Source organism: Streptomyces justiciae (assembly GCF_015163075.1).
GTDB classification, from domain to species: Bacteria; Actinomycetota; Actinomycetes; order Streptomycetales; family Streptomycetaceae; genus Streptomyces; species Streptomyces justiciae.
Genome location: NZ_JADDXU010000012.1, coordinates 91,956 through 113,647, shown reverse-complemented (window position 1 = coordinate 113,647; position 21,692 = coordinate 91,956). Strand labels below are relative to the sequence as shown.

The following is a 21,692-nucleotide window of genomic DNA, read 5'->3' as shown; positions in this document are numbered from 1 at the left end:
CTCTTCATGAGGCTCTTTTGAGGCTTCAAGAGGACACCGACATGTACAAGATTTTCTTCCGTCTGGTTTTCCAACGGATGGACCCGGAGCAGGCCCACTACCTGGCCTTCCGCTGGATCCGCCTCGCGGTTCGCGTTCCTGTGCTGCGCACCTTCGTCGCCGCCGCGCTCGCGCCCCGCCACAAGGAACTCCGCACCGAGGCCTTCGGCCTGCGCATGCACGGCCCCTTCGGGCTCGCCGCCGGCTTCGACAAGAACGCCGTCGCCATCGACGGGATGTCGATGCTCGGCTTCGACCACGTCGAGATCGGCACCGTGACCGGGGAGGCCCAGCCCGGCAACCCCAAGAAGCGGCTGTTCCGGCTCGTGAAGGACCGCGCGCTGATCAACCGCATGGGCTTCAACAACGAGGGCTCGCTGGCCGTGGCCGCCCGCCTGGCGTCCCGTACGCCCGTCTTCAAGACCGTCGTGGGCGTCAACATCGGCAAGACCAAGGTCGTACCGGAGGCCGAGGCCGCCGCCGACTACGTGAAGTCGACCGAGCGGCTCGCGCCGTACGCCGACTACCTGGTCGTGAACGTGTCGTCGCCGAACACCCCCGGGCTGCGCAATCTGCAGGCCACGGAGTCGCTGCGGCCGCTGCTGAGCGCCGTACGCGAGGCCGCCGACCGTACGGTCACCTCGCGCCGCGTCCCGCTCCTGGTGAAGATCGCGCCCGACCTCGCCGACGAGGACGTCGACGCCGTCGCCGACCTGGCCGTCGAACTCGGTCTGGACGGGATCATCGCCACGAACACCACCATCGCGCGCGAGGGTCTCGGTCTGAAATCCGAACCCTCGCTGGTGAAGGAGACCGGCGGCCTGTCCGGGGCGCCCCTGAAGGCGCGCTCGCTGGAGGTGCTGAGGCGCCTCTACGCGCGCGTGGGCGACCGGATCACGCTTGTCGGCGTCGGCGGCATCGAGAACGCCGAGGACGCCTGGCAGCGCATCCTCGCCGGTGCCACGCTCGTACAGGGCTACAGCGCGTTCATCTACGAAGGGCCCTTCTGGGGTCGCGCCATCCACAAGGGGCTCGCCGCGCGTCTGCGCACCAGCCCGTACGCCACGCTCGCCGACGCCGTCGGCGCCGATGTGAGGGAGACCGCATGACCGACTCTTTCGGCACCCGTCTGCGCCGTGCCATGGACGAGCGCGGCCCGCTGTGCGTCGGCATCGACCCGCACTCCTCCCTGCTCACCGAGTGGGGCCTGAACGACGACGTGGCCGGCCTGGAGCGGTTCAGCCGCACGGTCGTGGAGGCGCTGGCCGACCGGGTCGCCGTCTGCAAGCCGCAGGCCGCGTTCTTCGAGCGCTTCGGCTCGCGCGGTGTGGCCGTGCTGGAGAAGACCGTCGAGGAGGCGCGGGCGGGCGGCGCGCTGGTCGTCATGGACGCCAAGCGCGGCGACATCGGCTCGACCATGGCGGCGTACGCCGAGGCCTTCCTGCGCAAGGACTCGCCGCTGTTCTCCGACGCGCTGACCGTCTCGCCGTACCTCGGCTACGGCTCGCTCTCGCCGGCGATCGCGCTGGCGCGCGAGAGCGGCGCGGGCCTGTTCGTGCTGGCGCTGACCTCCAACCCCGAGGGCCGCGAGGTACAGCACGCGGTCCGCGCGGACGGCCGGAACGTCGGCGCGACGATGCTGGCGCACCTCGCGGCCGAGAACACGGGGGAGGAGCCCCTCGGCTCCTTCGGGGCGGTCGTCGGCGCCACGCTCGGCGATCTGTCCTCCTACGACCTGGACATCAACGGCCCGCTCCTCGCGCCCGGCATCGGTGCCCAGGGGGCCACTCCGGCGGATCTGCCGGCGGTGTTCGGCGGGGTGCTGCGCAACGTCCTGCCCAACGTCAGCAGGGGCGTGCTGCGGCACGGTCCCGACATCGGCGCGCTGCGGGAGTCCGCGGAGCGGTTCGCGGAGGAGATCAAGGCGGCTGTGGCGCTCGTATGACGGTCGTTCGCGGCGTTCGAGACGCGTCCGCGAGTCCTCCGATGAGTGTTTCCAGGCCGACTTGAGTCTGAATACATCCTCAAATCCGGGGCAGTATGTCTGAAATGTCCGGCCTGACGGAGGCTGACCAGGACTTTTCCGCTGTTCTCGCTGACTCTGGCGGACTTGGCCGCTAGTCTCCGAGCAGAGTCAACGGGCGAGCGTGTTGCTCGTGGCTCACCAGGTGTGGGGCGACTAGGTTCCTCACCGGTCCGTATCCGACAGTTCAACATCCGAGGTGACGTAGGCGTGGCTCTTCCGCCCCTTACCCCTGAACAGCGCGCAGCCGCGCTCGAAAAGGCCGCCGCGGCTCGCCGGGAGCGGGCCGAGGTCAAGAATCGACTCAAGCACTCCGGCGCCTCTCTTCACGAGGTCATCAAGCAGGGCCAGGAGAACGACGTCATCGGCAAGATGAAGGTCTCCGCGCTGCTCGAGTCCCTGCCGGGCGTGGGCAAGGTCCGCGCCAAGCAGATCATGGAGCGACTCGGTATCTCCGAGAGCCGCCGCGTGCGTGGTCTCGGCTCGAACCAGATCGCCTCCCTGGAGCGTGAGTTCGGCAGCACCGGCTCCTGAGTCCGGCCTCCGCCGGACCGGGAGTCCCGGGCACTCCGGGATTGCTGGAATAATCGCTGCATGGCTGCAACATTCCGGGGGACGACCCCCGAGCCCCCGGACGTACGTCCGCGGCTGACCGTGCTCTCCGGCCCCTCAGGGGTCGGCAAGAGCACGGTCGTCGCCCATATGCGCAAGGAACACCCCGAGGTCTGGCTCTCGGTGTCGGCGACGACCCGCAAGCCCCGCCCCGGCGAACAGCACGGCGTCCACTACTTCTTCGTCAGCGACGAGGAGATGGACAAGCTGATCGCCAACGGCGAGCTGCTGGAGTGGGCCGAGTTCGCCGGGAACCGCTACGGCACCCCGCGCACGGCCGTCCTGGAGCGGCTGGAGGCGGGAGAGGGCGTCCTGCTGGAGATCGACCTCCAGGGCGCCCGCCAGGTCCGGGAGTCCATGCCCGAGGCCCAGCTGGTGTTCCTGGCTCCTCCCTCCTGGGAGGAGCTCGTGCGCAGACTCACCGGACGGGGCACCGAGCCGCCCGAGGTGATCGAGCGCCGTCTCGACGCCGCGAAGGTGGAGCTGGCGGCCGAGCCCGAGTTCGACGAGACCCTGGTCAACACCTCCGTCGAGGACGTGGCGCGCGAGCTGCTAGCCTTGATGGACGTTGTGTGATCGTTTTCTAGATCTCATCCCAACTTTCGGAAGGCAGAGCGTGTCCTCTTCCATCACCGCGCCCGAGGGCATCATCAACCCTCCGATCGACGAGCTCCTCGAGGCCACCGACTCGAAGTACAGCCTCGTGATCTACGCGGCCAAGCGCGCCCGTCAGATCAACGCGTACTACTCGCAGCTCGGCGAGGGCCTCCTCGAGTACGTCGGTCCGCTCGTCGACACCCACGTCCACGAGAAGCCGCTCTCGATCGCGCTCCGCGAGATCAACGCGGGTCTGCTGACGTCCGAGGCCGTCGAGGGCCCCGCGCAGTAGTACTTTCAGATCGCAGTTTGCTTTTCCACAGGCCCGACAGCGCGACTGTCGGGCCTGTGGTGTGTGATGGAGTCCTGGGTTCGAGGGATGGGAGACCTGGTGGACAAGCCGAGGGTCGTGCTGGGGGTCAGCGGTGGCATCGCCGCCTACAAGGCCTGTGAGCTGCTGCGGAGGCTGACGGAGTCGGGCCACGACGTGCGCGTGGTCCCCACCGCCTCCGCGCTGCACTTCGTGGGCGCGGCGACCTGGTCCGCCCTGTCCGGCAACCCCGTCTCCACCGAGGTGTGGGACGACGTCCACGAGGTGCCGCACGTCCGCATCGGCCAGCACGCCGACCTGGTCGTCGTGGCCCCGGCGACCGCCGACATGCTCGCCAAGGCGGCCCACGGCCTGGCGGACGACCTGCTCACCAACACGCTCCTGACCGCCCGCTGTCCGGTCGTCTTCGCCCCGGCCATGCACACGGAGATGTGGGAGCACCCGGCCACGCAGGAGAACGTGGCGACGCTGCGCCGCCGTGGCGCGGTCGTCATCGAGCCCGCCGTCGGACGCCTCACCGGCGTCGACACCGGCAAGGGCCGGCTGCCCGACCCGGGGGAGATCTTCGAGGTGTGCCGCCGGGTCCTCGCGCGGGGAGTGCGGGAGCCCGATCTCGCCGGCCGCCATGTCGTCGTCAGCGCCGGCGGCACCCGCGAGCCGCTCGATCCCGTCCGCTTCCTCGGCAACCGCTCCTCCGGCAAGCAGGGATACGCCCTCGCCCGCACCGCCGCCGCGCGCGGTGCCCGGGTCACCCTCGTCGCCGCGAACACCGGCCTGCCGGACCCGGCGGGGGTGGACGTTGTCCCCGTCGGCACCGCCGTGCAGATGCGCGAGGCGGTGCTGAAGGCGGCCGCGGACGCCGACGCGGTCGTGATGGCGGCGGCGGTCGCGGACTTCCGCCCCGAGAACTACGCGACCGGGAAGATCAAGAAGAAGGACGGCAAGGAGCCGGACCCCATCGTGCTGGTGCGAAATCCGGACATCCTGGCCGAGATCTCGGCCGACCGTGCCCGCGACGGACAGGTGATCGTCGGGTTCGCCGCCGAGACGGACGACGTCCTGGCCAACGGCCGTACGAAGCTCGCCCGCAAGGGCTGTGACCTCCTCGTCGTCAACGAAGTGGGGGAGCGCAAGACCTTCGGGGCGGAGGAGAACGAAGCGGTGGTGCTGGGCGCCGACGGCAGTGAGACACCGGTGCCGCACGGCCCCAAGGAGGCACTGGCCGAAATCGTGTGGGATCTGGTGGCCGGACGCCTGAGCTGAATGTTTCATTCGCTTCACCGCGCTCGTACACCTCTGTAATTGAGGCGTGGCGCCCCTGGCCAAGCCGGTCCGGGATTGGGCAGAATGCCCGTGCCGCAGGTCACAGCGCTCCCGAGAAGCGAGACAGGTGAGCCCGTGGCTGAGCGCGACCGATAAACTGTTCTCGGACGATGCCGGGCGCAGCCCCCGAGCCCGTCCGCCCATGATCAGCCAGCAGCCGCTGCAACCCCAGGGAGCGTTGTGTCCCGTCGTTTGTTCACCTCGGAGTCCGTGACCGAGGGTCACCCTGACAAGATCGCTGACCAGATCAGTGACACCATTCTCGACGCGCTCCTGCGCGAGGACCCGACCTCCCGGGTCGCGGTCGAGACCCTGATCACGACCGGCCTGGTGCACGTGGCCGGTGAGGTCACCACCAAGGCGTACGCCCCGATCCCGCAGCTGGTGCGGGACAAGATCCTCGCGATCGGCTACGACTCCTCCAAGAAGGGCTTCGACGGCGCCTCCTGCGGCGTGTCCGTGTCGATCGGCTCGCAGTCCCCGGACATCGCCCAGGGCGTGGACACGGCGTACGAGTCCCGCGTCGAGGGCGACGAGGACGAGCTGGACAAGCAGGGCGCCGGCGACCAGGGCCTGATGTTCGGCTACGCGACGGACGAGACGCCGACGCTGATGCCGCTGCCGATCTTCCTGGCGCACCGTCTGTCGAGCCGTCTGTCCGAGGTCCGCAAGAACGGCACGATCCCCTACCTGCGCCCCGACGGCAAGACGCAGGTCACCATCGAGTACGACGGCGACAAGGCCGTCCGCCTCGACACGGTCGTCGTCTCCTCGCAGCACGCGTCGGACATCGACCTGGAGTCCCTGCTGGCCCCCGACATCCGCGAGTTCGTGGTGGAGCCGGAGCTGAAGGCGCTGCTCGACGAGGGCATCAAGCTCGACACCGAGGGCTACCGCCTGCTGGTCAACCCGACCGGCCGTTTCGAGATCGGCGGCCCGATGGGCGACGCCGGACTCACCGGCCGCAAGATCATCATCGACACTTACGGCGGCATGGCCCGCCACGGTGGCGGTGCCTTCTCGGGCAAGGACCCGTCCAAGGTCGACCGCTCCGCGGCGTACGCGATGCGCTGGGTCGCCAAGAACGTCGTCGCCGCGGGCCTCGCCTCCCGCTGCGAGGTGCAGGTCGCGTACGCGATCGGCAAGGCCGAGCCGGTCGGTCTCTTCGTCGAGACCTTCGGCACCGCCAAGGTCGAGGCCGAGAAGATCGAGAAGGCCATCGACGAGGTCTTCGACCTCCGCCCGGCCGCGATCATCCGCGACCTGGACCTGCTCCGCCCGATCTACGCCCAGACGGCGGCGTACGGCCACTTCGGCCGCGAGCTCCCCGACTTCACGTGGGAGAAGACGGACCGGGTGGACGCGCTGCGGAAGGCTGCGGGGCTGTAGGGCTCGGCTTTCCAGGGTTTTTCGAGGCCCGGCATCCCTGAGGGGTGCCGGGCCTCGGCATGTCCGGGCGCGGTCGGATGTCAGTGGGGTTTGGTAAGAATGCTTGCGTGAGCAGCGGAGATGAGCGGGATGGTGGGCGGGGTGAGGGGGCGCCGCCTGAGCAGCTTGCGTTGATTCGGGAGAGTGTGCGGAAGGCTGGGGTGCCGCGGGCGAAGCCGCGGACCTGGCGGGGGGCCGCGCTCGCGAAGGAGCTGCCTGTCGCTCGGGTGCTGGTCGACAAAGGTGTGCTGCATCTGGATCGGTACTTCGACTACGCCGTGCCGGAGGAGCTCGACGCCGAGGCTCAGCCCGGGGTCCGGGTCCGGGTGCGGTTCGGGGCCGGGCGGGGGCGGGTGCGGGACGGGCGGCGTGAGGGTGGGGGGCTGATCGACGGGTTTCTTGTCGAGCGCGTCGCCGAGACCGATTACTCGGGGCCGCTGGCTGCCTTGGCGCAGGTCGTGTCGCCTGAGCCTGTGTTGAGTGAGGAGTTGCTCGGGCTGGCTCGCGCTGTCGCCGATCGGTATGCCGGGAGCCTTGCCGATGTGCTGCAGCTCGCCGTGCCGCCGCGCAGTGCGCGGGCCGAGCAGCGACCCTCGCCTGCGCCGTTGCCGCCGCCTGCGGCGCCCGATGCGGGGTCCTGGGGGCGGTACGAGCATGGGGGCGCGTTTCTGGAGGCGCTGGCGGGCGGGGGTGTGCCTCGGGCCGTCTGGAACGCGCTTCCCGGGAGTGAGTGGACCGAGGAGATCGCTCGGGCTGTCGGTGCGACGTTGGCCTCGGGGCGTGGGGCGCTTGTCGTCGTGCCCGACGGGCGGGCCGTCGCGCGGGTCGATGCCGCGCTGACCGCCTTGTTGGGGGAGGGGCGGCATGCCGTGCTCACCGCCGATGCCGGGCCCGAGAAGCGGTATCGGGAGTGGCTCGCCGTACGGCGGGGGGCCGTGCGGGCTGTGGTGGGGACCCGGGCCGCCATGTTCGCACCCGTGCGGGATCTCGGGCTCGTCGTGCTGTGGGACGACGGGGACGACAGCCACAGTGAGCCGCATGCGCCGCAACCCCATGCGCGGGAAGTGCTGTTGCTGCGGGCCGCCCAGGACAAGTGCGGGTTTCTGCTGGGGAGCTGGAGTTGCACCGTGGAGGCGGCGCAGCTCGTCGAGAGCGGGTGGGCGCGGCCGCTCGTCGCCTCGCGCGAGCAGGTGCGGGGGGCCGCGCCGCTCGTACGGACCGTGGGGGACGGGGATCTCGCGCGGGACGAGGCGGCTCGGGCCGCTCGGTTGCCGACGCTCGCCTGGCAGGCCGTACGGGACGGGTTGCGGCAGGGACCGGTGCTCGTGCAGGTACCTCGTCGGGGGTACGTGCCGCGGATGGCCTGTGCCAATTGCCGGGCGCCTGCTCGGTGTCGGCACTGTTCGGGGCCGTTGGAGGGGCAGGAGGCCGGCGCCGGGGGTGGGTTCGAGGGCGCGCTGCGGTGTGGGTGGTGCGGGCAGGAGGAAGGGGCCTGGCACTGTGCCGAGTGTGGTGGTTTTCGGCTGCGGGCCCAGGTCGTCGGGGCTCGGCGGACCGCGGAGGAGTTGGGGCGGGCGTTTCCGGCGGTGCCCGTGCGGACGTCCGGGCGGGAGCATGTGCTGGACACCGTGCCGGGGGCGCCTGCGCTGGTGGTGAGTACGCCGGGGGCCGAGCCGGTCGCCGAGGGCGGGTACGCGGCGGCCCTGCTGCTCGATGGGTGGGCCATGCTCGGGCGGCCTGATCTGCGGGCCGGGGAGGATGCGTTGCGGCGGTGGATCGCGGCGGCGGCGCTGGTGCGGCCGCAGGGGGCTGGGGGGACTGTCGTCGTGGTTGCCGAGCCGACGTTGCGGCCTGTGCAGGCGTTGGTGCGGTGGGATCCCGTTGGGCATGCGGTGCGGGAGCTGGCCGAGCGGGCCGAGTTGGGGTTTCCGCCGGTGTCGCGGATGGCGGCGGTTTCCGGGCCGCCGGAGGGGGTGGCGGCGTTTCTGGGGGCGGTGGAACTGCCGGGGGAGGCTGAGGTGTTGGGGCCGGTGCCGTTGCCTGTCACCACGGTGCGGGGGGCTCGGCGGGTGGGGGCGCCGCCGGTGGGGGAGCGGTGGGAGCGGGCGTTGATTCGGGTGCCGCCGGGGAGGGGGGCGGCGTTGGCTGCGGCGCTTAAGGCTGCGCAGGCTGCTCGGATGGCTCGTGGGGGGGCTGGGGGGGAGGTTGCTGTGCGGGTGCGGGTTGATCCGCCGGATATTGGGTGACGGTTGTTTGTGGGGTGCGGGTTGTTCGTGGGGCACCCGGCCTTCGGCCGGGTTTGGGGTTCCCACCCGCACCGCCCGTGCGGGTTTCGTTGTCGGGTGCCGGTGGCCCTTGTGGGGGCTGGGCGCCATCGGCGGCTGGCGGGTGGCGTGTGCGGTCTGCCGTCTGCGGTCTGCGGTTGGTCGGTGGCGGTGCGTGGTCTTCGGCTGGCCTGGTGGACATGCGGCTGCCCTCCCGGAGAGCCAGGAGGGCAGGGGGTGGGTGGGGTCAGCCGTTGCGGGGGCCCGGGAAGGCTGTGGGTCTTACCTCTTCGCGTAGGGCCGGGCTGCCGGCCGTCGGCTGGGTCGGCATGGAGCGGGCCGCGGGGACCGTCGGCATCGTGGGCATGCCGGTGTTGACGCCTACCGTGCGGGTCGTCGACGTGTCCGTCGCCCGCTCGGCCTCGGCCGTCGCCTGGGCCGCGGCGCGGCGTGCGCCGTAACGGCGGTGCACCGCCTGCTTGGTGACGCCGAGTGCCGAGCCCACCGCGTCCCAGGAGAAGCCCAGCGAGCGGTCGAAGTCGACCGCGGCCGTGACCAGGGTCTCGACACTGTCCCGCAGTTCCTGTGCGAGGCGCACGGTCGGAGCGGGGGCGCGTCCGTAGACGACGAAGCCCGTGGAGGGGCCGGAGCGGCGCGGGCGGTAGACGTTGCCCAACTGGGCGGTGAGCGTGCGCAACGCGTCCACCTGCCGGCGGACCCGCTCGATGTCCCGCACCAGCAAGTGCAGGCTGGCCCGAGCCTGGGCGTCGTGGGTTGCGTGGTCGGCCATGAACAAGCCTCTCGAACCGGCGTTGAAAAGGATCGGGCCGCAAGTGCGGCCCGTTGTGGTCAACTCTTTCTTGACCAACGCGTTTGCGCTCCGCTGGTCACGCAGTGGGGGCGTGGTGGCATATGCGTGCGCCGGGGGAGGCCGGTTCGCGCCTTGGGAGATGGGTTGGGCTCTCCCGCGGGGCCCGCACCGTCGGCGGGTTTCCGGATGCGGTCATAGACTTGGGCGCTGCCCAGTCATCCGCTCGCCCGAGAGGCCCCAACCCACCCATGAAGCTCGTCTTCGCCGGTACCCCCGAAGTCGCCGTTCCCGCTCTGGACGCCCTCATCGCCTCCGGGCGGCACGAGGTGGCCGCTGTCGTCACGCGGCCCGACGCGCCGGCCGGGCGTGGGCGCAGGCTGGTCGCGAGCCCGGTCGCGGAGCGGGCGGAGGAGGCGGGCATCGAGGTGCTGAAGCCCCTTAAGCCGCGGGACCCGGAGTTTCTGGAGCGGTTGAGGCAGATCGCGCCCGACTGCTGTCCCGTCGTCGCCTACGGTGCCCTGCTGCCCCGCGTCGCCCTCGACGTTCCCGCCCACGGCTGGGTCAACCTGCACTTCTCGCTGCTGCCCGCCTGGCGTGGGGCCGCGCCCGTGCAGCACTCCATCATGGCGGGCGACGAGATCACCGGTGCCTCCACCTTCCTCATCGAGGAGGGGCTCGACTCCGGGCCCGTGTACGGGACGGTCACCGAGGAGATCCGCGCCACCGACACCAGCGGTGACCTGCTCACCCGGCTCGCCTTCGCCGGTGCCGGGCTGCTCGCCGCGACCATGGACGGCATCGAGGACGGCACCCTGAAGGCCGTACCGCAGCCCAACGACGGCATCACCCTCGCACCGAAGATCACCGTCGAGGACGCGCTGGTGGACTGGGCCACCCCGGCGCTGCGCGTCGACCGCGTCGTGCGCGGGTGCACGCCCGCTCCCGGTGCCTGGACCGTCTTCCGGGGCGAGCGGCTCAAGCTCATCCAGGTCACGCCCGTGCCCGAGCGGACCGACCTCGCGCCGGGGCAACTGGCCGTCGGCAAGAACAGCGTCCATGTCGGCACCGGCTCCTACGCCGTCGAGCTGCTGTGGGTGCAGGCCCAGGGCAAGAAGCCGATGCGGGCCGCCGACTGGGCGCGCGGGGTGCGCATCGGTGAAGGAGAGGTCGTCGGCCGCTAGCGGCGACGTGGGGGACGTACGCTTGGTGCGTATTCCCTCAAGACATCCGGAGCACCTTTTTCGTGAGCGACCAGCCCCGTCGGCCCCGCCCGTCCGGCAAGCCCTACCGTCGGCCCAAGAAGGACCCCGTCCGCATCCTCGCCTTCGAGGCCCTGCGGGCCGTGGACGAGCGGGACGCGTACGCCAACCTCGTTCTGCCGCCGCTGCTGCGCAAGGCGCGGGAGAAGGGCGACTTCGACGGGCGGGACGCCGCGCTCGCGACCGAGCTGGTGTACGGGACGCTGCGGCGGCAGGGGACGTACGACGCCGTCATCTCGGCGTGCATCGACCGGCCGTTGCGTGAGGTCGACCCGCCGGTGCTGGACGTGTTGAGCCTCGGGGCGCATCAGCTGCTCGGGACGCGCATCCCGACCCACGCCGCCGTGTCCGCCTCCGTCGAGCTGGCCCGCGTCGTGCTCGGTGACGGGCGGGCCAAGTTCGTCAACGCCGTGCTGCGGAAGGTCGCGCAGGACGATCTGGAGGGGTGGCTCGCCAAGGTCGCGCCGCCTTACGACGACGATCCCGAGGATCACCTCGCCGTCGTGCACTCGCATCCGCGGTGGGTCGTGTCCGCGCTGTGGGACTCCCTCGGGGGCGGGCGCGCGGGCATCGAGGCGCTGCTCGCCGCCGACAACGAGCGGCCCGAGGTGACGCTCGTCGCCCGGCCGGGGCGTGCTGCCACCGATGAGCTGTTGCGGGAGGAGGCCGCCGTCGCCGGGCGCTGGTCGCCGTATGCCGTACGGCTGAGCGAGGGCGGCGAGCCCGGGGCCATCGAGGCCGTACGGGACGGGCGGGCCGGCGTGCAGGACGAGGGCAGCCAGTTGGTGGCCATCGCCCTTGCCAACGCGCCTCTCGACGGGCCCGACGAGAAGTGGCTCGACGGGTGTGCGGGACCCGGTGGGAAGGCGGCGCTGCTCGGTGCGCTGGCCGCCGAGCGGGGGGCCATGCTGCTCGCCTCCGAGAAGCAGCCGCATCGGGCGGGGCTCGTCGCCAAGGCGTTGGCCGGGAATCCCGGGCCGTATCAGGTGATCGCCGCGGACGGGACGCAGCCGCCTTGGCGGGCCGGGAGTTTCGACCGGGCGCTGGTGGATGTGCCGTGCACCGGGCTGGGGGCGTTGCGGCGGCGGCCCGAGGCTCGGTGGCGTCGGCGGCCTGAGGATCTCGAGGGGTTCGGGCCGTTGCAGCGGGGGTTGTTGCGGACCGCGCTCGACTCCGTGCGGGTCGGGGGTGTGGTCGGGTACGCGACCTGTTCGCCTCATCTTGCTGAGACTCGGGCTGTGGTGCAGGACGTGCTGAAGCAGGTGCCGGATGCGGAGTTGATCGACGCGCGGCCCTTGTTGCCGGGGGTCTCGGATCTTGGTGAGGGGCCTGATGTGCAGTTGTGGCCGCATCTGCATGGGACCGATGCGATGTATTTGGCGCTGATTCGGAGGACCGCGCCGTAGGGGTTCGGGCCGTCGTGTCAGTGCGGGTTCGATGTGGCTTGTCGCGCCCACGCGGCGGAGCCGCAAATTGATACTGCCCCGCGCCCCTAACGGCGTTGTCCCACCGTCGTTTCCTCCGCGACCGGCAATTCCGCAACGTCCTCCTTTGACAACCGGTGTGGCCACCACACCTTGGGCCCTACATCCAGGAACAGCGACGTCACCAGCACCGACCTCACCACGAACGTGTCCAGGATGATGCCCAGGGCCACCGCGAAGCCGATTTCCGCGAAGGCGACCATCGGGAGCGTGCCCAGGGCGGCGAAGGTGCCGGCCAGGACCAGGCCCGCCGATGTGATCACCGCGCCTGTTGCCGCGAGGCCGGTCACCACGCCTGGGCGGGTGCCCTGGCGGGCGGCCTCCTCGCGGATGCGGGTCGTCAGGAAGATGTTGTAGTCGATGCCCAGGGCCACCAGGAAGACGAAGACGAACAGCGGGAAGTCCGTCGACTCGCCCGCGTAGTCGAACACGTACCTGAAGGCGAGCGCACTGAGCCCCAGGGCCGCCGCGAACGACAGGATCACCGTGCCGATCAGCAGCAGCGGGGCGATCAGAGCCCGCAGCAGGGCGCACAGGATCAGCATGACCACGACCAAGACGAGCGGGATGATCAGCTCGTTGTCATGGGCGGTGGCCTCGTCCATGTCGAGCAGGGCCGCCGTACCGCCGCCCACCTGGGCGTCGGCGTCCGGCACCGCGTGGACGGCGTCCCGGACGCGTTCGACCGTCTGTTTCGCGGCCTCGCTGTCGGACGGGGCGGTCATCGTCGCCTCGAAGAGCACCTTGCCGTCGTACGAGGGTTTCGTGCCCGGGGGCAGGCCCAGCGAGTCGGGGACCACGCCGCGCGTGCCGGCCACCGCCTCGCCCACCTGACGTGCCTGCGCCTGGTTGCTGACGATGACCAAGGGATCGCCGCTGCCCGCCGGGAAGTACTTCGCGGAGACCTCCTGGCCGACGATCGAGTCCGGTTTGCCGGTGAAGGCGTCCGCGTTGCTGATGCCCTCCGCGCGCAGCTGGATCAGGCCCAGGGAGCAGATCGCCAGGGCCAGCGCCGTGACGCCCCAGATCATGCGGGGGCGGCGGGCGATACGGCGGCCCGTGCGGGCCCAGACGCCGCTGTCCGTGGGGTCGGCCGTGCCGAAGTGCGGGATCGCGGGCCAGAACAGCCAGCGGCCGCAGATCACCAGCAGGGCGGGGAACAGGGTCATCATCGCCAGCAGCGCGACCGCGACGCCGATCGCGGCGACCGGGCCGAGGCCTCGCGTCGAGTTCATCTCGGCGGCCAGGAGCACCAGCATGCTCAGGACCACCGTGGCGCCGGACGCGATCACCGCCGGGCCCGCCCGGTGCAGCGCCAGGGCCATGGCCTCGTGGCGGTCCTCGTGACGACGTAGTTCTTCCCGGTAGCGGGCGACCAGGAGCAGGGCGTAGTCCGTCCCCGCGCCGAAGACCAGGACCGTGAGGATGCCCGCGCTCTGGCCGTTCACGGTCAGGCCCGCGTGCTCCGCCAGCAGGTAGATGAAGGCCTGGGCGGTGAACAGGGCCGCGATCACCGACAGCAGGGGGACGAGCAGGAGGGTCGGGCTGCGATAGGTGATCAGCAGCATCACGATCACCACGCCCATCGCCGACAGCAGCAGCGTGGAGTCGATGCCCTCGAAGGCCTTGGAGAAGTCGGCGGACGTGCCGCCCGGGCCCGTGATGTGCACGGCGAGGCCGGCGCCGCCCTTGCCGGTGATGTCGCGGATGGAGTCGACCGCGGGGGCGATCTCCTCCCAGCCCTTCTCGTCCATCGTGATGGGGACGTAGATCTGCGCCGCGCGCGGGTTCGTCTCACGGTCGTAGGTCGGGCCGCGGGTCTCGGCGCCGCGGACGCCGTGGTCGCGGAGCTCCTTGAGCTGCCGGGCGTCCTCCTGGATCTGCGCCTTGTCCTCGGCCGTGAGGCCGCTCTCGCGCGCGTAGATGACGACCGCGGGGATCTGTTCGGGCCTGAAGTCCTCGGAGATCTGGAGGACTTGGGTGGACTCGGCGGAGCCGGGCAGCCAGGAGGCGGCGTCGTTGTCCTGGGCGTCGGTGAGCTTAGAGGCCAGCGGTGCCGTCAGGAAGAGCACCACTAGCCACAGCACCAGCACGACCCACTTGGCCCGCCGTCCGCACACCAGATGCGCGATGCCTCGCTCGTCACTCATGCCAACCCCCGCAACCACGCCGCGTAAGGGGCGCGGGACCGTGACACATGCGGCTCCGCCACGCGGGCGCGACCAGCCACATTCGGCCCGCACCGGACAAATGACCGTACCCATCCAGGACCCATGCGGCCAACCCCCGGAGGGCATGGCAGGCTTGGGTCATGGCCGTGCAGATCAACCCCAGCATCCTGTCCGCAGACTTCGCCCGCCTCGCGGACGAGGCGAAGGCGGTGGAGGGAGCCGACTGGCTCCACGTCGACGTCATGGACAACCATTTCGTCCCGAACCTCACGCTCGGCGTGCCGGTCGTAGAGTCGCTGGCCCGTGCGACGGACACTCCGCTGGACTGCCATCTGATGATCGAGGCCCCCGATCGGTGGGCGCCCCAGTACGTCGAGGCGGGGGCCGGTTCCGTCACCTTCCACGTCGAGGCGGCCGCCGCGCCGGTCCGGCTCGCCCGGGAGATCCGCGCCAAGGGCGCCCGCGCCTCCATGGCGCTGAAGCCCGCGACGCCCATCGAGCCGTACGAGGATCTGCTCCCCGAGCTCGACATGCTGCTGATCATGACCGTGGAGCCGGGCTTCGGGGGACAGGCGTTCCTCGACATCATGCTCCCGAAGATCCGCCGCACCCGCGAGTTGATCAGCAAGCACGGCCTCGAACTGTGGCTCCAGGTGGACGGTGGGGTCGCGGCCTCCACCATCGAGCGGTGTGCCGACGCGGGGGCGGACGTCTTCGTCGCCGGTTCGGCCGTCTACAACGCGTCCGACCCGGCCGAGGCGGTACGTGCACTGCGCAACCAAGCGGAAGGGGCCACCGCCAAGGCGAGCTGGGCATGCGGCCACTGAGCCACGGGAACGTGAACGGCTCCCATCAGGGCTGATCAAGTCCGCCGGATCTGCAAGGATGAACGGCGAATCCAGAGTGTGAACAGCAGTGAGGAGATGGCCGTGTCGGGTATGTCGGCGGGCCGGTCAGCCATGCGGATGGGACCCGCTGAGCTGGTGCAGGCGGCGGCCATGGCCCGCCGCTTCTACCTCGAGGGCAAATCGAAGATCCAGATCGCCGAGGAGTTCGGCGTGAGCCGCTTCAAGGTGGCCCGGGTCCTGGAGACCGCCCTCGAGCGGGATCTCGTACGCATCGAGATCCGCGTCCCGGCCGAGCTGGACGCCGAGCGCTCGGACGCGCTGCGGGCCCGGTACGGCCTCAGGCACGCCGTGGTGGTGGAGTCCCCGGCCGACGCCGAGGAGTCGCCCGACCCCGAGAACCTCGGTGAGACGGCCGCCGACCTGCTCGGCGAACTCGTCAACGAGGGCGATGTCCTGGGGCTCGCCTGGGGCCGGTCCACCATCCACATGGCGGCCGCCCTCGACCGGCTGCCGCCGTGCACGGTGGTGCAGCTGACGGGCGTGTACGACGCCGGGACCGCCGAGCGCGGTTCGGTGGAGGCGGTGCGGCGGGCGGCCCAGGTGTCGGGCGGGGACGCCCACCCCATCTACGCGCCGATGCTGCTGCCGGACGCGGCCACCGCGGCGGCGCTGCGCAACCAGACCGGGATCGCGCGGGCGTTCGAGTACTTCGACAAGGTGACCGTCGCCTGTGTGTCGATCGGCTCCTGGGAGCCGGGCATCTCCACGGTGCACGACATGCTGAGCGACGAGGAGCGGGCGCACTACGCCTCCCTCGGCGTCGCCGCCGAGATGTCCGCGCATCTCTTCGACGCCCAGGGGCGCCGGGTGGGCCGGGACCTGGGCGAGCGGTGCATCACCGTCAAGGCCGATCAGCTCCGTCGTATCCCCGAGGTCGTGGCGATCGCGGGCGGGGCCCGCAAGGCCATGGCGATCGACGCGGTGCTGCGGTCCGGGCTGGTCACCAGCCTCGTCACGGACACGTCCGCGGCCGATGTGCTGATGGCGGCGGGGTCGACGCCGAAGCCCGCGTTGAACAGGGCTGACCCGGACGGCCTCTGACGGGAGGTCGGGGGAGGGTGGCCGTGGCAGCGTGGTGCGCATGCTGCTGCGGTTCGTCTCCCGGGTGCTGCTGTGTGTGCTGGTGCTGGCCGGCTGCACCTCGACCGATGCCGACGCTCCCGCGTGGGCCGGCGACTTGGCCACGGTCCAGGAGTCGGAGCTGCCCGTCCAGGCGCGGGAGACGCTCCAACTCATCGACAAGGGCGGGCCGTTCCCGTATCAGAAGGACGGCAGTGTCTTCGGGAACTTCGAAGGGCTGTTGCCCGCGCACCAGCGCGGTTACTACCACGAATACACCGTCCCCACGCCGGGCTCACGCGACCGCGGAGCCCGGCGCCTTGTCACGGGGCGGAACGACGAGATCTACTACACCGATGATCACTACAACTCGTTCCGGGCGGTGCTGAGATGACGGCGGTGCTGAGATGACGGAAGTCGTGGTCACGCTGGACCTCGACGGGGTCACGGACAAGGCCGGACTGATGGACCGCTGCGCCCGTGACCTGCGGCTGCCGGACCACTTCGGCCGCAACTGGGACGCGCTGGCCGACGTTCTCTCCGACCCGGGCGTCTGGCCCGCGGATGCCGTCGAGGCCGGGATCGTCGTCGTCGTACGGCACTGGGAGCGGTACGCCGAGGTGCGGCCGGAGGAGTGGGCGGTCGCGCGCGAGGTGTTCTCCGAGGCGTCCGTGCCCTCTGTGGCGCTCGCCCTTGGAGGATCCTCCTAAGGCCCCTCTGACCTGCTTGGACGATCTGTCCGGGCATCGCATTCCGGTTGACATGGGACAATGAAGTACGTGCTCTTCCCCCTGGCTGACCTGTCCGGGGGCCACCTCTGATCGACTGGGATGTGCAGCACGTGCGTTTCCTCAACGACATCCAGCCCCCGTACGACCTGACGTACGACGACGTCTTCATGGTCCCGAGCCGGAGCGCCGTCGGTTCGCGGCAGGGCGTGGACCTCAGCTCCCCGGACGGCACGGGCACCACGATCCCGCTGGTCGTCGCCAACATGACCGCCATCGCCGGGCGCCGTATGGCCGAGACGATGGCCCGGCGCGGTGGCCTCGTGGTCATCCCGCAGGACATCCCGATCGAGGTCGTCACCGACGTCGTCTCCTGGGTCAAGAGCCGCCACCACGTCCTGGACACCCCGATCGTGCTGGCCCCCCACCAGACCGTCGCCGACGCCCTCGCGCTGCTGCCCAAGCGGGCGCACAACGCCGGTGTCGTCGTCGACGAGGAGGGCCGTCCCGTCGGTGTCGTCACCGACCAGGACCTGACCGGCGTCGACCGGTTCACGCAGCTCGAGGTCGTCATGTCCCGCGACCTGCTGCTCCTCGACGCCGACATCGACCCCACCGAAGCCTTCAACCGCCTCGACGCGGCCAACCGGCGCTACGCCCCGGCCGTCGACGCCGAGGGCAAGCTGGCCGGCATCCTGACCCGCAAGGGCGCCCTGCGCGCCACGCTCTACACGCCCGCCGTGGACGCGAACGGCAAGCTGCGCATCGCCGCCGCCGTCGGTATCAACGGCGATGTCGCGGGCAAGGCCAAGCAACTGCTCGACGCGGGCGTGGACACGCTCGTCATCGACACGGCGCACGGCCACCAGGAGTCGATGATCAGCGCGATCAGGACCGTACGGGCGCTCGACCCGCAGGTGCCGATCGTGGCCGGCAACATCGTGGCCGCCGAGGGTGTGCGGGACCTGATCGAGGCCGGCGCGGACATCATCAAGGTCGGTGTGGGCCCCGGCGCCATGTGCACGACCCGCATGATGACCGGCGTGGGCCGGCCGCAGTTCTCGGCGGTGTTGGAGTGCGCGGCCGAGGCCAAGAAGTACGGCAAGCACGTCTGGGCCGACGGCGGTGTCCGGCACCCGCGTGACGTCGCGATGGCGCTGGCCGCCGGGGCGTCCAACGTGATGATCGGGTCCTGGTTCGCGGGGACGTACGAGTCGCCGGGCGACCTCCAGCAGGACGCCAACGGGCGGCTCTACAAGGAGTCGTTCGGCATGGCCTCCGCGCGCGCGGTGCGCAACCGTACGTCCGAGGAGTCGGCGTACGACCGGGCCCGCAAGGCCCTGTTCGAGGAGGGCATCTCCACCTCCCGCATGTTCCTCGACCCGGCGCGTCCGGGCGTCGAGGACCTGGTCGACTCGATCATCGCGGGCGTCCGCTCCTCCTGCACCTACGCCGGTGCGGGCTCCCTGGAGGAGTTCGCCGAGAAGGCGGTCGTCGGCATCCAGAGCGCGGCCGGCTACGCGGAAGGCAAGCCGCTGCACGCCAGCTGGAGCTAGGCGCTCAGCCGGGGGAGCCGTGATTGCGGGGCTGCGCAACAAACGCGCGCAGGCCTGCGATGAACGCAACGATCTTGCGTGTATGCGCAAAGTTGCTGCATTACGACCGTGATGCCCTGGCTCATAGGGTCATGCGCTGTACGTGGCGTGGCAGGGACCCCGCTCGGTGGTCCTTGCCCGCCGGTCCCTGCCGCGCCGACCGCAGCGACGAAGGAGTCAGCGCGTGCTCGACCAAGGCGCACCCCCGCAACACCGCACCACGCCGTCCCCTGGGCTCGGCGCCCGCCTCATGCGGCGCAAGCCCGTGGAACGCCTGGTCGCCGAGGGTGGCCAGGGCGAGGGCGGCAGTCTGCGCCGCACCCTCGGGCTGTGGCAGCTGACCATGATCAGCATCGGTGCCACCCTCGGCACCGGCATCTTCGTCGTCCTCGGCGAGGCCGTGCCCAAGGCCGGTCCCGCCGTCACCCTGTCCTTCGTCATCGCCGGACTGACGGCCCTCTTCTCGGCCCTGTCCTACGCCGAGCTCGCGGGCACCATCCCGGTCGCGGGCTCCTCGTACTCGTACGCGTACGCAACGCTGGGCGAACTGGTCGCCTGGGTCTGCGGCTGGTGTCTGCTGCTGGAGTACGGCGTCTCGGTCGCCGCCGTCGCGGTCGGCTGGGGCGAGTACCTCAACGAGCTGCTCGACGGGACCATCGGCGTCACCATCCCGGACGCGCTGTCCGCGCCGCCCGGCGACGGCGGCATCTTCAACCTCCCGGCGCTGATCGTCGTCCTCCTCGCCATGGCGTTCCTGCTGGGCGGGGCGCGGGAGTCCGCGCGCGCCAACACGATCATGGTGGTCGTGAAGATCGGCGCGCTGGTGCTGTTCTGCGCCATCGGCATCCAGGGCTTCCGCTCCGGCAACTACGAGCACTTCATGCCGCTCGGCATGGCGGGCGTCAGCGCGGCCGGGGCGACGCTCTTCTTCTCGTACATCGGCTTCGACGCCGCCTCCACCGCCGGTGAGGAGGCGAAGAACGCCCAGCGCGACCTGCCGCGCGCGATCATGCTGTCGCTGGTCATCGTCACCGCGCTGTACGTCCTCGTCGCGGCCGTCGCCGTCGGTGCGAAGCCCTGGGAGCGGTTCGGGGACTCCGAGGCCGCGCTCGCCCAGATCATGCGCGAGGTGACCGGACAGAGCTTCTGGGGGACTTTGCTGGCCGCGTGCGCGGTCATCGCCATCGCCAGCGTCGTCCTGACCGTGCTCTACGGCCAGACCCGCATCCTCTTCGCCATGTCCCGGGACGGGCTGGTGCCGAAGGTGTTCGGGCGCGTGCACCCGAAGACCGGTACGCCGCGTGCCAACACGGTGATCGTGTCCCTGTTCTGCGGTGTCCTCGCCGCCGCGATCCCGCTGGGGCAGCTCGCCGACGCCACCAGTATCGGCACGCTCTTCGCCTTCGGGCTGGTCAACATCGCCGTCGTGGTGCTGCGCCGGACGCGTCCGGACATGCCGCGCACCTTCCGGGTGCCGCTGTCGCCGGTGCTGCCTGTGCTGGGGCTCGGGTTCTGCGTCTGGATGATGGGCAGCCTGTCCGCCGTCACCTGGGTGGTCTTCGGAGTCTGGATGGCGGCCGGGCTCGTGTTCTACTTCGTGTACGGCCATCGCCGTTCCCGTCTCGCGACAACCGCAACGTCCGCATCACCCGCATCACCTGAGAGCTGATCCACCCACCGTGCTCAACGATCTCGACGAACGTATCGTCCACGCCCTCGCCGAGGACGCCCGCCGCTCCTACGCGGACATCGGGCAGATCGTCGGTCTGTCCGCGCCCGCCGTGAAACGACGCGTCGACCGGTTGCGGGCCACCGGCGCCATCACCGGGTTCACGGTGCGGGTCGATCCGTCGGCGCTGGGGTGGGAGACCGAGGGGTTCGTCGAGATCTACTGCCGGCACAACACGTCGCCGGAGACGATTCGGCGGGGGCTGGAGCGGTATCAGGAGGTCGTGGCCGCGTCCACCGTCACCGGGGATGCGGATGCGATCGTGCAGGTTTTCGCGTCTGACATGCGGCACTTCGAGAGGGTGCTGGAGCGGATCGCCGGGGAGCCGTTCGTTGAGCGGACCAAGTCGGTGTTGGTGTTGTCGCCGTTGTTGAGGCGGTTCTCGTCGGGGGCGCCGGGGTAGAGCTCGGCTGGTTGCGGTTCGTTGCCGGGTGCGGGTGCGTTGTGGCCGGTCGCGCAGTTCCCCGCGCCCCTAAAAGCACCTCGCCGCGCCCCCTGCTCCCAAAAGCCCCGCACCTCACTCCCCGAGTTCTACTCCGCCGTCTTCCTCGCCAGCGCGTTGTTGTCCATCGAGTTGTGCACGCTGAAGCTCACCGCGTCCGAGCGGTAGCGGTCGTCCGACCACTCCACCGGGCGGCCCTCTCGGGTCGTCGTCACGCGGCGGACGCGGAGGAGGGGGCTGGTGCGGCGGACGGACAGGAGGTCCGCGTCCTGTGCGCCCGCCGCGACCGCGTCGATGACGTGCTCGCCGTACGCGAAGACCAACCCCGTGTCGTCGTACAGGCGTTGGGTGACGGACGGGCAGTCCGGCTCGATCGGTTCGACCGCCGGGGAGATCCAGTCGGCGTACACCGTCCGTTCCAGGAGCACCGGTTCGCCGTCCAGGCCGCGGACCCGTAGGACGTGCAACACCGGTGTGCCCGCGCGCAGTTGGAGGCGTACGGCGTCCTCGGCGGTAGCCGGGCGGTACTCCTGCGCGATCACCTGGCCTGTTGCCTCGCGGCCCATCGCCCGTGCCCACTGGGCGAAGCTGCGCAGCTCCGCGAAGCTCTGGCTGCGGCGGCTGGCCAGCACCACGCGGCGGGCGCCCTGGCGGGAGCCGATCAGGCCCTCGGCGGTCAGGGCCGCGACGGCCTGGCGGACCGTGCCCCGGGAGACTCCGTAGTGGGCGGCGAGGTCCGTCTCGGCGGGCAGTCGACTGCCGACCGTGTACTCCTCGCGGTCTATCGCCCGGCGCAGTTCGTCGGCGATCTCCTCGTGTCGCGCCGCCATGCTTCCCCTCTGAGTCGAATGCTGTGCACAGCGTGACCAGCCTAGTCGACATCTGGCGA

At 70.7% G+C, this 21,692-nt stretch carries 20 protein-coding genes; 17 read left to right on the top strand and 3 right to left on the bottom strand.

The window, feature by feature from the left end; genetic code table 11:
• The first annotated feature begins 41 nt into the window (after positions 1-41).
• The 8 genes from IQ210_RS30040 to IQ210_RS30005 all read left to right on the top strand — a co-directional run bounded on the left by IQ210_RS30040 (position 42) and on the right by IQ210_RS30005 (position 8,599).
• Complete coding sequence (locus tag IQ210_RS30040) at positions 42-1,148, top strand: quinone-dependent dihydroorotate dehydrogenase (protein ID WP_194082312.1); 1,107 nt, start codon at positions 42-44, stop codon at positions 1,146-1,148.
• Complete coding sequence (pyrF, locus tag IQ210_RS30035) at positions 1,145-1,984, top strand: orotidine-5'-phosphate decarboxylase (RefSeq protein WP_194082311.1); 840 nt, start codon at positions 1,145-1,147, stop codon at positions 1,982-1,984. The genes IQ210_RS30040 and pyrF overlap by 4 nt, the downstream gene beginning before the upstream one ends.
• A 288-nt stretch (positions 1,985-2,272) precedes the next feature.
• Positions 2,273-2,596, top strand: coding sequence for an integration host factor (locus tag IQ210_RS30030; protein ID WP_003977346.1), 324 nt, complete (start codon positions 2,273-2,275; stop codon positions 2,594-2,596).
• 60 nt (positions 2,597-2,656) lie between these two features.
• Positions 2,657-3,250, top strand: coding sequence for a guanylate kinase (gmk, locus tag IQ210_RS30025; protein ID WP_194082310.1), 594 nt, complete (start codon positions 2,657-2,659; stop codon positions 3,248-3,250).
• Positions 3,251-3,290: 40 nt separating this feature from the next.
• Positions 3,291-3,563 carry a DNA-directed RNA polymerase subunit omega gene (gene rpoZ / locus IQ210_RS30020; RefSeq protein WP_003982715.1) on the top strand — a complete coding sequence of 91 codons (273 nt, stop codon included), beginning with the start codon at positions 3,291-3,293 and terminating at the stop codon, positions 3,561-3,563.
• 99 nt (positions 3,564-3,662) lie between these two features.
• Positions 3,663-4,865: a bifunctional phosphopantothenoylcysteine decarboxylase/phosphopantothenate--cysteine ligase CoaBC gene (coaBC, locus tag IQ210_RS30015; protein ID WP_194082309.1), complete on the top strand. Its 1,203-nt coding sequence runs from the start codon at positions 3,663-3,665 to the stop codon at positions 4,863-4,865.
• A 240-nt stretch (positions 4,866-5,105) separates the two neighbouring features.
• Positions 5,106-6,314 (top strand): methionine adenosyltransferase, encoded by a 1,209-nt coding sequence (metK, locus tag IQ210_RS30010; RefSeq protein ID WP_194082308.1) that lies wholly within the window; start codon positions 5,106-5,108, stop codon positions 6,312-6,314.
• Between the two features lie 77 nt (positions 6,315-6,391).
• Positions 6,392-8,599: a primosomal protein N' gene (locus tag IQ210_RS30005; RefSeq protein ID WP_228048568.1), complete on the top strand. Its 2,208-nt coding sequence runs from the start codon at positions 6,392-6,394 to the stop codon at positions 8,597-8,599.
• Between the two features lie 265 nt (positions 8,600-8,864).
• Here IQ210_RS30005 and IQ210_RS30000 read toward each other — a convergent pair whose 3' ends face one another.
• Positions 8,865-9,407: a hypothetical protein gene (locus tag IQ210_RS30000; protein ID WP_059196362.1), complete on the bottom strand. Its 543-nt coding sequence runs from the start codon at positions 9,405-9,407 to the stop codon at positions 8,865-8,867.
• Positions 9,408-9,676: 269 nt separating this feature from the next.
• Here IQ210_RS30000 and fmt point away from each other — a divergent pair, with 269 nt between their 5' ends.
• Both fmt and IQ210_RS29990 read left to right on the top strand, forming a co-directional pair.
• Complete coding sequence (gene fmt, locus IQ210_RS29995) at positions 9,677-10,609, top strand: methionyl-tRNA formyltransferase (protein ID WP_194082306.1); 933 nt, start codon at positions 9,677-9,679, stop codon at positions 10,607-10,609.
• Between the two features lie 62 nt (positions 10,610-10,671).
• The gene (locus IQ210_RS29990; RefSeq protein WP_194082305.1) at positions 10,672-12,093 is read left to right on the top strand and encodes an RsmB/NOP family class I SAM-dependent RNA methyltransferase; all 1,422 of its coding nucleotides are present in this window, start codon (positions 10,672-10,674) and stop codon (positions 12,091-12,093) included.
• Between the two features lie 86 nt (positions 12,094-12,179).
• On the opposite strand, the gene IQ210_RS29985 is transcribed toward IQ210_RS29990, so the two are convergent.
• On the bottom strand, positions 12,180-14,321 hold the full coding sequence (locus IQ210_RS29985; protein ID WP_194082304.1) for an MMPL family transporter: 2,142 nt from the start codon (positions 14,319-14,321) through the stop codon (positions 12,180-12,182).
• Positions 14,322-14,482: 161 nt separating this feature from the next.
• Between IQ210_RS29985 and rpe the strand changes: the two genes are divergently transcribed.
• The 7 genes from rpe (at position 14,483) to IQ210_RS29950 (ending at position 20,764) form a co-directional block, all read left to right on the top strand.
• Positions 14,483-15,169, top strand: coding sequence for a ribulose-phosphate 3-epimerase (gene rpe / locus IQ210_RS29980; RefSeq protein WP_079308753.1), 687 nt, complete (start codon positions 14,483-14,485; stop codon positions 15,167-15,169).
• Positions 15,170-15,247: 78 nt separating this feature from the next.
• Entirely contained in the window at positions 15,248-16,291 is a 1,044-nt protein-coding gene (locus tag IQ210_RS29975; protein WP_194082303.1) for a sugar-binding transcriptional regulator, read from the top strand.
• 40 nt (positions 16,292-16,331) lie between these two features.
• Positions 16,332-16,703 (top strand): ribonuclease domain-containing protein, encoded by a 372-nt coding sequence (locus IQ210_RS29970; protein ID WP_194082485.1) that lies wholly within the window; start codon positions 16,332-16,334, stop codon positions 16,701-16,703.
• 13 nt (positions 16,704-16,716) lie between these two features.
• Positions 16,717-17,019: a barstar family protein gene (locus IQ210_RS29965; RefSeq protein ID WP_194082302.1), complete on the top strand. Its 303-nt coding sequence runs from the start codon at positions 16,717-16,719 to the stop codon at positions 17,017-17,019.
• Positions 17,020-17,150: 131 nt separating this feature from the next.
• The gene (locus tag IQ210_RS29960) at positions 17,151-18,593 is read left to right on the top strand and encodes a GuaB1 family IMP dehydrogenase-related protein (protein ID WP_194082484.1); all 1,443 of its coding nucleotides are present in this window, start codon (positions 17,151-17,153) and stop codon (positions 18,591-18,593) included.
• 223 nt (positions 18,594-18,816) lie between these two features.
• Complete coding sequence (locus IQ210_RS29955) at positions 18,817-20,301, top strand: amino acid permease (protein WP_194082301.1); 1,485 nt, start codon at positions 18,817-18,819, stop codon at positions 20,299-20,301.
• 10 nt (positions 20,302-20,311) lie between these two features.
• Positions 20,312-20,764, top strand: a complete 453-nt coding sequence (locus IQ210_RS29950; protein ID WP_059196353.1) for an Lrp/AsnC family transcriptional regulator — start codon at positions 20,312-20,314, stop codon at positions 20,762-20,764.
• 128 nt (positions 20,765-20,892) lie between these two features.
• On the opposite strand, the gene IQ210_RS29945 is transcribed toward IQ210_RS29950, so the two are convergent.
• Complete coding sequence (locus tag IQ210_RS29945; RefSeq protein WP_194082300.1) at positions 20,893-21,633, bottom strand: GntR family transcriptional regulator; 741 nt, start codon at positions 21,631-21,633, stop codon at positions 20,893-20,895.
• Positions 21,634-21,692 lie beyond the last annotated feature (59 nt).

Bases quoted from the DNA above. Each gene is read 5' to 3' on its own strand.
- IQ210_RS29970 (WP_194082485.1), top strand. From the start codon at position 16,332: ATGCTGCTGCGGTTCGTCTCCCGGGTGCTGCTGTGTGTGCTGGTGCTG.
- fmt (WP_194082306.1), top strand. From the start codon at position 9,677: ATGAAGCTCGTCTTCGCCGGTACCCCCGAAGTCGCCGTTCCCGCTCTG.
- gmk (WP_194082310.1), top strand. From the start codon at position 2,657: ATGGCTGCAACATTCCGGGGGACGACCCCCGAGCCCCCGGACGTACGT.
- IQ210_RS29965 (WP_194082302.1), top strand. From the start codon at position 16,717: ATGACGGAAGTCGTGGTCACGCTGGACCTCGACGGGGTCACGGACAAG.
- IQ210_RS30000 (WP_059196362.1), bottom strand. From the start codon at position 9,407: ATGGCCGACCACGCAACCCACGACGCCCAGGCTCGGGCCAGCCTGCAC.
- pyrF (WP_194082311.1), top strand. From the start codon at position 1,145: ATGACCGACTCTTTCGGCACCCGTCTGCGCCGTGCCATGGACGAGCGC.
- rpe (WP_079308753.1), top strand. From the start codon at position 14,483: ATGGCCGTGCAGATCAACCCCAGCATCCTGTCCGCAGACTTCGCCCGC.
- IQ210_RS30005 (WP_228048568.1), top strand. From the start codon at position 6,392: ATGTCAGTGGGGTTTGGTAAGAATGCTTGCGTGAGCAGCGGAGATGAG.
- IQ210_RS29945 (WP_194082300.1), bottom strand. From the start codon at position 21,633: ATGGCGGCGCGACACGAGGAGATCGCCGACGAACTGCGCCGGGCGATA.
- IQ210_RS30040 (WP_194082312.1), top strand. From the start codon at position 42: ATGTACAAGATTTTCTTCCGTCTGGTTTTCCAACGGATGGACCCGGAG.
- IQ210_RS29985 (WP_194082304.1), bottom strand. From the start codon at position 14,321: ATGAGTGACGAGCGAGGCATCGCGCATCTGGTGTGCGGACGGCGGGCC.